Origin of the sequence: Hyalangium sp., from assembly GCF_035629615.1 — a bacterium.
Lineage (GTDB): Bacteria > Myxococcota > Myxococcia > Myxococcales > Myxococcaceae > Hyalangium.
The window spans coordinates 1-8,889 of sequence record NZ_DASPHO010000812.1 but is presented as its reverse complement, the minus strand read 5'-3'; the positions used below and the strand labels follow the sequence as shown (position 1 = coordinate 8,889).

The 8,889-nt window shown below is 65.4% G+C and carries 3 protein-coding genes and 1 pseudogene; 1 reads left to right on the top strand and 3 read right to left on the bottom strand.

Annotation, left to right across the window (positions count from 1 at the left end; genetic code table 11):
* Nucleotides 1-590 (bottom strand): hypothetical protein (locus tag VD972_RS40745; protein WP_324994634.1); only part of this gene is annotated, 590 nt, incomplete at its 3' end.
* A gap of 261 nt (nucleotides 591-851) precedes the next feature.
* On the opposite strand from VD972_RS40745, the gene VD972_RS40740 reads away from it, so the two are divergent.
* Nucleotides 852-2,732, top strand: coding sequence for a caspase family protein (locus tag VD972_RS40740; RefSeq protein ID WP_324994632.1), 1,881 nt, complete (start codon nucleotides 852-854; stop codon nucleotides 2,730-2,732).
* On the opposite strand, the gene VD972_RS40735 is transcribed toward VD972_RS40740, so the two are convergent.
* Nucleotides 2,725-4,953, bottom strand: coding sequence for a carboxypeptidase-like regulatory domain-containing protein (locus VD972_RS40735; protein WP_324994630.1), 2,229 nt, complete (start codon nucleotides 4,951-4,953; stop codon nucleotides 2,725-2,727). The two genes, VD972_RS40740 and VD972_RS40735, sit on opposite strands and share 8 nt — an antisense overlap.
* A gap of 235 nt (nucleotides 4,954-5,188) precedes the next feature.
* Nucleotides 5,189-8,889 (bottom strand): annotated as a pseudogene (locus VD972_RS40730) (hypothetical protein); the annotation flags it as partial.

Sequence of the window (8,889 nt, the reverse complement as noted above, 5' to 3'; positions counted from 1 at the left end):
TCCTCCCAGGGAGCGATGTGGGCGAAGGCCGGCTCGTCGATGAGCAGCTCCTTGAAGCAGCGCAGCTGTGGCGCGCTGAGCTGCACTCGGCGGCCGATGAGCTGGGACAGCTCCTGCTCCAGCGCCTCCTGGCTGCCCGGGACGCCGGGCTCGTACAGGGCGGCGGCGGCCTGCACCGCCTTGAAGCGCTTGATCATTCCCCCGTCCGGCTTGAGGAGCGCCAGGTAGATGTCGTTCAGGCTCGAGGCTGGCACCATCTCCGGGAGCTCACCGTACTGCGGCGGGAGGTTCCAGGGGGACAGCTCGGCGAGAACGGGCCTGTCCGCGAGCCGCTTGAACGCGTGGAGCTGGGGTGCGCGGAGCCGCACGGGCTGGCCGAGGATCCGGGTGAGGGTCTGCTCCAGCGCACTGGCGGTGGCGGGGAACTGAGGCTCGTACCGGACGGCGGCGGCGAGCACCTGCTGGAGGTGCTCCGGGCCGCTGCGATCCGGGCGCAGCAGGAGCAGGTAGAGATCGCCGAACGTCACGGCGGGCGAGGCGTTGGGGCTCGGAATCGGGTAGGTGGGCACGACGGAGGAGGCGAGACTCATGGGGAGGTGCTCCAGTCAGGTGTGCTGCGTGTGAAGCGATGCTTCAGGCATCGCGCTTCAGTGACTCAGCAACAGGTGTGCCATGCGCAAGGGGTGGTTCCGCGCTTCAGGACCTCGGACACTGAAAACGTGACGTGACCCTTCCAGGTGGCGAGCCCTCCGTCACGAGTCTTGCCCTCGAAGAGAATGGACAGTTTCATCCTCCAGGTGGACGGAGATGTCCGTCTGAGGCCGGTACGCCCCTTGCTGTGAAGCAGGCTCATGCCAGGACATGCACTCATCATTGGAAGCCAGACCCACGGACTGACCGGGGTGCTGGGGGACGCGCAGCGGGTCGCGCAGGTGCTCGGAGGGCGCGGGTTCGAAGTGAGCCCCTGTGTGGGCGCGGACGCGACGCGCGAGGGCATCCTCCAGAGCTACCGGCGGCTGATCGAGACCTGTGCGCCGGACGAGGCAGCCTTCGTGTACTACGCGGGCCATGGCGCGTGGTCTCCGGAGCCGGGGCGCGGGTTCCAGTTCATTGTGCCGGTGGACTTCGATCAGTCCACGGAAGAGGACTTCCGCGGCATCACCTCGCCGGAGCTATCGGGGCTGCTGCAGGAACTGACGGCGAAGACGCGGAACGTGACGGTGGTGCTGGACTGCTGCTTCGCGGCGTGCATGTTCCGCGGGATGGACATGGTGCCGCGGGCCCTGCCGGAGGTGTCGTTGCCGGCCGTGCGCGCGCACCTGACGCGGCTGCAAGCCCAGGGCGTGGCGCTCGGAGGGCCCTACGTGGAGAGCAACCCCCACGCGGTCCGGCTGGTGGCCAGCGCGATCGATGAACCCGCCTACGAGTACACCAACACGCGAGGCGTGAGGACGGGGCTGCTGACCGACACGTTCCTTGAGGTGCTCCAGGAGGCACGAGGGCTTCAGGTGTCGTGGGGGCAGCTGGCCCGGCATGTCCGCGAGCGGGTGTTGGCGCGCTGTCCGATGCAGCGCCCTGAACTCGAAGGCCCAGCCCGGCGGCTGCTGTTCCACCTTGAGGAACTCGAGCAGGACACGGCGCTGGTGTACTACCCGGAGCGCAACTGGCACTGGCTGAGAGGAGGAAGGCTGCACGGGGTGAACCTGGGGGACGAATATGCGGTGATGCCGCTGGGAGCGCTCGGGCCGGACCCGGAACGGGCGCTGGCGTTGGCGCGGGTCATTGAGGTGCAGGGGGGATGCAGCCGGGTGGTTCTGGAGCGGGAGGCAGGGGTGGCTCTGCCCACGGGGGCTCCAGCATTCCGGATCCGCTTCGCACATCCCCGGCGCGCGGTGGCGCTCGGGGGGCCATGGGAGGCCACCTCGCCGCTCTGGCTGCGGTTGAGGGAGGGGCTGGAGTCCTCTCCCTTCGTGCGGCGGGCCTTGGAGGGCGGACAGGAGCCAGTTCTCGCGCACGTGTGGCTGACGGAGGAAGGATTGGACGTTCTGGACCAGGAGAGGGACCGGATCGTCCAACCGCTGCCGGTGGTGCTGGAGAGTGTGGGGGAGGTTGTGCGCGCGGTGGAGGTGTTGGCGCGGGCACAAGCGCTGCGCGAGTTGGTCAGCAGCGAGGGGGCGGAGTGGATTGAGCAGGGGCTGGAGTTGGAGTGGGGGCGGGTGGTGGGCGGGCGGGAGGTACGGTTGCCCATTGCGGGCAGCTGCCTGCGCGCGAGCGAGCGTCTCTACCTGCGGCTTCACAACCGGAGCCGCTCCCGGCTCTATGTCTCGGTATTCGACGTGGGGGTGAGCGGAGCCGTGACGCTGTTGAGCACCTCGCAGCCCTCAGGGCTTGTGATGGGGCCCGAGCGCGTGGAGCTGCTGGGGGCGCGTCTGGACGGGACACTCGCAGGGCTGGAACTGGAGTGGCCCCCCGCTGTGCCGCGGGAGGGAGAGCGGCCAGAGTCGTTGATCATCATCGCGTCGGATACAGCCGTGGATCTTCGCCTGCTTGAGACGTCCGAGCACCGGGGCGTGTGGGCCGCGGGCTCGCCGCTGGAGCGGTTGCTGCATCAGTTGCTGGTGGGAGGAATGCGGGTGGCCATGGCCCCGGAGGGCGAGGCCATTCCCATGAGGTATGCCGTGAAGCGTATCGGGTTCTGGCTGGACCCGCGTCCTCCCGCGCAGGTCAGATGATATTGACGATGACGGTGCCGGAGATGGGTGGACTCAGGGGGACGTTGTTGGAGTCCACCAGGGTCGCTGTCATTCGGACCCCATTCCCTCTGCAACCTGAGGGGATGAGGAAGCGCGCTTCGCCCTGAGACTGGTTCGCGGGTACATCACGACGCAGCTTGTGAGCCGCGCACCCAGTGCCGCCTTCGAAGGTAAGCAGCACATGGCCATCATCGGCAGGGTCTCTGTTGATGTGAAAGTCGCTGACGCTCACAATCAACAAGGTGGTGTGATCGACTCTGGGGACAATGTTGGGATCCCGTTCTGGGACAACCCACTTCACTTTGGGACGCCCGTGGTCGTGCTCTGAGATGGCGGTGGTGAAGTCGCTCAGAAGAGCGAGGTTGGCATCCTCAGCCTCCGCCAGAGTTCTCAGATCCAGCTTGCTGTTGTCGGCCTTGCGCGTGGAGAGCGCCTGGACGTGTAGCCGTGCTCGTGAGGTGGCCTCCTCAGAATACAGTTGCACCATGTGGGTGCGATCCCACAAGTGGCTGGGTGGCAGGGGCAGGCGGATGCCAGTCATGGCGTGCTTGGGATCCATCAGCACTACCCAGTTGCGATAGTCGTTGGACTTGAAGAGGACGTTGACCAGGGTAGCGTCATCGAGCCCAGGATCGGTGAGGAAGCGGAACTCCCGGCCTTGGAGCCCCTCGTACGGAAACGAGTTGAAGTTGAATCGACCGTCACCGGGTACAGGAAGAAAGGTGCTGGTAATCTTCACGGGAGGACTGGTCCGAGGATCCGTGGGCAGTTTTGCCAGGGGGACGATCAGGATGCTGCTCGCGGTGTCTTCAATATAAGGCTCTTGATCCTTGGTACTGCTGGCAATCACTAACAGCCGGTAGGGGCTGCCCTCGAGTCCGTGGTGTGTGGGCGCCATGTACACGCGAACAAGAGTGGTCGTTTTGAGTGCGTCTGGAACGACCGCGGAGCCTCCTCCCAGCAGTGTCGCTCCTCGTTCAGCTTCGTCTGCGACTCCCATAATGTTGATTCTGTCCAAAGGGATTTTGCTGTAGGGAGGGGGAGTGGGCACGATCACGGGGAACTGGAAGCCCAGCGGCAGCTGCTGGAAGCCATGGTTCACCGGGGTATAGTGAGCCGTGTCCTCGTAGTTGCGTTGTTCGGGCTTGAGATCAGAGAAGGGTTTCAATCGGAACTGCACGTCGCGCACCACCGAGGAGTGGAATCGCCGCAGCACGTTGGTGTTTTGAAACAGGACAAATAGGAAATTGTGTCTCGGGTCGATCCCGTTGAAGTTCAGCTCCGAGAGTGGCAATTCTCCCGTGATCGCCCAACTGGTGCGTGTTCCACAAACGCCCGCGCGGATGGCATCCTCAGGGATGGGGTTGCCAGCGAGCTCCGTATCACAGATGCCCGCGACTCCCGGTGTGGCGTACTCTGGCCGGAGCACCTCGGAGGACAGAGAGACGTAGCTGTTTGAGGGAAGATTTAAGGTCAGTGGCTTTCCCAGAATGTCCACGCTCACCGGCACGGAAGGACCCACAAATTGCCGCTCCGCAAGATTGAACCCCATGGCTGGGGCGGAGAGGCCTGACACGCCGACAAGAACGTTCTTCGATGCAGGCACATTGGAGAATGTGCCGCGTGCGCCGCCATAGAGGTCCAGGGGATTTCTGCGTACCGGCAGCAACACATCACGTGTGCCCCGCTCCGTGTCGTAATGCGCCAGGGTGAGGTAGCCGTAGTCTTCGTGGAAAACGCTCAAGCCCACCTCTCCCGTGGCCGGCACCCATGCAGCACCATGTGAGTCCGTCTCGCTCGTGGCCGTGGTATTGCCCAGAGCATCGGAGGCCACCACGAGCGCTCTTGGCAGCGGGCGTCCCGTCAGCTCGTCCGTGACCAGGACGCGCACCTGGCCCGGAGGCACGCCTGCTGGGAGCACGGTCACTTGAGCCTGGCATGCGGTGCTGCCCACGAGCGCCTCTACAACTGCGGTGGTCTCAGTGGGAGCAGTGAGCGTAAAGGTCGCTTGAGTTCCCGAGCCACCTCCGGTCACGGCCTCGGCCGTTGCTGTCCAGGTGATGCCGTCCACGGGGACCAGGGGCTCGCCCGCGGCGTCTCTCGCCTTGACGTCGAAGCGCACGCGCATGCCAACGCGGCCGAGGACGAAGCCGGGGAGCACCTGACAGAAAGCCGCGGCCTCGGCGGAGGGAGGATCCACACACCGGCCATTCCGGCATGCTTGGGGCGAACAGTCCGCATCCTGCGAACAGAGAGGGGTGCACCGTGAGGACTCCGGGTCGCAAAAGGAGGCGGGTGCCTCCGGGCAGTCTGTATGCTGGCTGCACGCCGGGCCCCTGAGCGCTTCCTCCGAGCAACCGGGGAGCAGGAGCCCCATGCAGAAGAGGTACAACAAAAATGACAAGCAAGTGGCTGAGTTCATCTGGGAGTTCACCTCAGGGAGGGCCAAAACGCGCGCGGTACCCAGGGGCCATCAAGAACCCTTCAATCATGTCGGCGTAACCCTCCACGTGGTAGTTGCCCGAGCGCCAGAAGGACTCCTCCTTCTCCTCGGGGCGCCGCCGCGCGAAGCCGGTATATCCGCGGGTGATGTAGCGAACGGAGTAGCCAGGAGGACCTTCGTAGAGATTCTCGTTGCTCCGGTGCTCGGGTGACTCGAAGAGGATCCGTGCGGCCTCCAGCCTTGCCGAGTACATACAGCCTGCATGGGTACCGCAAAAATCCATGAGCGAGAGCAGCTGCCTTCGCTCTGTGGGGCTGGGGGGCCGCGCCAGGAGATCCAGGTAGAGCTGGTTCACGAAGAACGCAGGGTCGTCGATAGGGTTTGAAGCGGAGCGGCTGTTTTGCTCTCCGGGGGTGCGCCCATGCGAGCGCTCGCACCGATAGAAGCCTTGGTAGGCCTCGGAGGGTTTCTCGCGGAGGAAGTGGATGCGCTCCGTGGTGGAGAGGCAGGAGGTCGTCATGTGCTGGAGGGAGGTGGACACGAGCGAGGGGGCCAGGGGCCAGGTCCGCAGCTCATGGGGGGACAAGGTCGCGATGCGCAGACCCTCTGGAAGGAAGAAGGCCTGAGAGAGTCCGGCATGGGGAAGGAGCAGGGGAGGTGTCTTCTCGTCTACGCTTTCAATGGAGAGCCCCACAGCGGGCCAGACCTTCAAGAAGCGGGAGCCCCACCTGGAGCGTAGCGGATCCTCCGTGGAGTTCCCGGACACGGGTCCTCCGGGTGCTGGCAACGGCATAGGGAGGCCAGAGCCATCGGTTTGCCAGACGCGGCGAGTGCCATCGAAGGAGTACGTCAGGATGCGTGATCCATCCGGGGTGAACTCGGCCAGGAACACCTGGGCCGAGGGATCCGCGATGGCTTCCGGCGGCTGAGAGCCTTGGGTACTCCAAAGATGGACGGTGTGGTCGAAGCTGGTGGTCACGACCTGGGAGCCATCAGGGCTGACGGCGGCGCTGGCCACGCCTGGGGTCACGCTCCGAGGGAAGGGGACCGAGTTCAAGGGATGGGTCCGCCAGATGCGAATGGAGTTGCCCGCGGTGGTCAGCAGGCGTGATCCATCGGCACTGAAGATCGCGTGCTGGACATCTTGAGTGTGGCCGTTCAAGGAGCGTACCGAGGAAGGGACATCCGCACGCCAGATCTGAGCGGAGTTGCCGGAGGTGGTGACGACATACATCCCGTCAGGGCTGAACGTGAGCGTGTTCACCGGGACGGCGGGGTTGGACAGGACTTGAGGCTCCTCGGGCCCTTCGGTCTTCCAGAGGACGGCGGTCCCATTCAGGCAGAGGGTGGCAATGTGCTCTCCATCCGGGCTGAACTGAGCGGACTTCATGTAGTCACAGGATCCAGACAGGATCCTGGCCGCGCCTGAGTGCCTCAAGTTCCAGAGGTGAGCCGCGTTGTCCGCCAGGGCGAGGACGTGCTGTCCATCCGGGCTGAAGCGAGCGGATCGCATGGGCATCGAAGGCGGGGAGAGGACTGTTGGGAGGTCCTCTGCTGTGACGCGCCAGACGATCACCTCACCCTGAGAGGAAGTGGCGAGGACGAGATCTCCTTGAGGGTGGAATGCGACGGAGTCGAGAAACTCGACAGGGGCTTTTATGATCCGAGGAGCGCTTGGGCCGTCAATGCTCCAGAGAAGGAGGGTTGCGCCCGAGCGCGCGACGATGCGTCCTCCATCTGGGCTGAACTGCGCTGAGTAGGCTGGCGCGGAGGGAAGGGAGAGGGTGCGCGGCGGGCCCGTGCCGTCAGCGTGCCAAAGCTGTGTGGTTCCGTCCGACGCGCTGCTCAGGATGAGCGACCCATCCGGGCTGAAGACCGCGGAGTCCAAGGAGGCCTGAGTGCTCACGAGAGCCATGGGTGGATCTGATCCGTTCGTGCGCCAGACGTGCAGGGCGTTGCGGGCTGTGATCAGCAGGCGAGAGCCATCCGGGCTGAAGCCGCTGCTGCCGAGATCGGCCGCGACTTGGGTTTCCATGAGAATGGCAGGGAGTTCCGGGCGATCCGTGCGCCAGAGGAGAGCCTTGTTTGAAGCCAACGCGAGGATGAGAGAGCCGTCAGCGCTGAAGGTGGCGGAGTATGGAGGCTTCTCGGAGCCCGTGAGTAGAAGGGGCTGGCTGGTACCATCGGTGCGCCAGAGGTGGAGGGTGTTTCCCGAGAGTGTGAGGACGCGAGCGCCGTCAGGGCTGAACTGAGGTGGGAGTGTGACGGAGTAATCGAGCCCCATCAGCAGGGCTTCGCTGACCTCCTGCTGGTGGAGCGCCAGAGCTGTCTGTAGCCAGAGGTTGTCTGGAGAGGAGGAGGAGATGGCGTCTCGGAGGACGAGCGCTGCCTTGGTAGGATCCTCTTTGAGGAGGTTCTCGGCTTGGGCGAGCTTCGTGCTGAGGAGGACACGATCTGCCTCGGCCTGGGCTCTTCGGGCATGGGTGTTGGCGGAGTCCCTCTGTGTCTGAGCCTCCTCGGCACTGAGGGAAGCCTGGTGCTGCTGGCGGCTTGCCTCAGCGGCGCTGTGCTCGGCGATTTCTTTCTGCTGCTGGGCCTCCTGGGCGCTGTTCAGCGCGGCCTGTTCTTGCTGCCGGGCTCTCCTCGCGCTTGTGTCGGCGGCCTCCTTCTGCCGCTGGGCTTCCTGGGCGCTGTCCAGCGCGGCCTGCTCTTGCTCGTGCGCCCGTTGGGCACTGGCCCGCGCGCGCTCTCGCTGCCGGTTGGCTTCTAGGGCCTGGGCCTCCGCGATCGCTTGTTGCCGGTTGGCTTCCTGGGCCTGGGCCTCTGCGATCCCCTGCTGCCGGCTGGCCTCCTGGGCCTGGGTCTTCGCGAGCTCCTCCTGCTGGGCCGCTCTCTGGGCGCTGTCATCCGCGGCCTGTTTCTGTCTGCTCGCTTCCAATGCGCTAGCGAGCGCCGCCTGCTCTTGACGCAGGGCCTTCTGCTCATTGGCCTCCGCACGTAGCTTCTCTTGCTGAACAGCGTTCTTCTCTTTCAAGAGCTGCAGGGCGTTCTCCTCGGCGCGCCGTTGTTCCCGCCTGGCGCTGTCGGCCTGGAAGAGGGCGATCGCGGCCATGAGCAGGATGCTGGCAGCGGCCAGGAGCTGGAGGGAGTGGCGGCGCCTGCGTAGGAAGCGCCGACGATCCGCGCTCGCGCGGAGGAATGCACTCTCCTCCGCGTTGAAGGCCAGCGGCTCAGCCGGTTGGCTTCCGGGAGAGGAGGCTGGTAGCGCCAGGGGAAGGTGCTCTTGATGCAGCGAGGCGGGAGCCAGGCTGGCCTGGTCCAGACGTGCGTCTGTCCAGAGAAAGTCCGCGGCATACCCCTGCAGCGCCCACTCGGAGGCAGCGTGGGAGATGCGGCGCAATAGCAGTAACTCGCGCTGGGTCTGGCGCACCCAATCATGGAGCCGGGGCCAGGCCGCGAGCAGCGCGTCGTGAGCAGGCTCGACGCAGGGGCCGCCGTCATCGCTGGCTACGATGAGCCGGCTGGCCTCCAGGGTGAGCAGCGCGCGCTGGACGCGGGCATTCTCCTCTGGGTGCTGGTACTCCAACTCCGCGCGGCGGACCCGGCGCCGAGTCGGCTCGCCACCCTCTGGGGAGGCCATGCGCAGCAGCACATTGCGCAGCGTCCGTTGGAAGGCGGGCAGCTCCGAAGCGG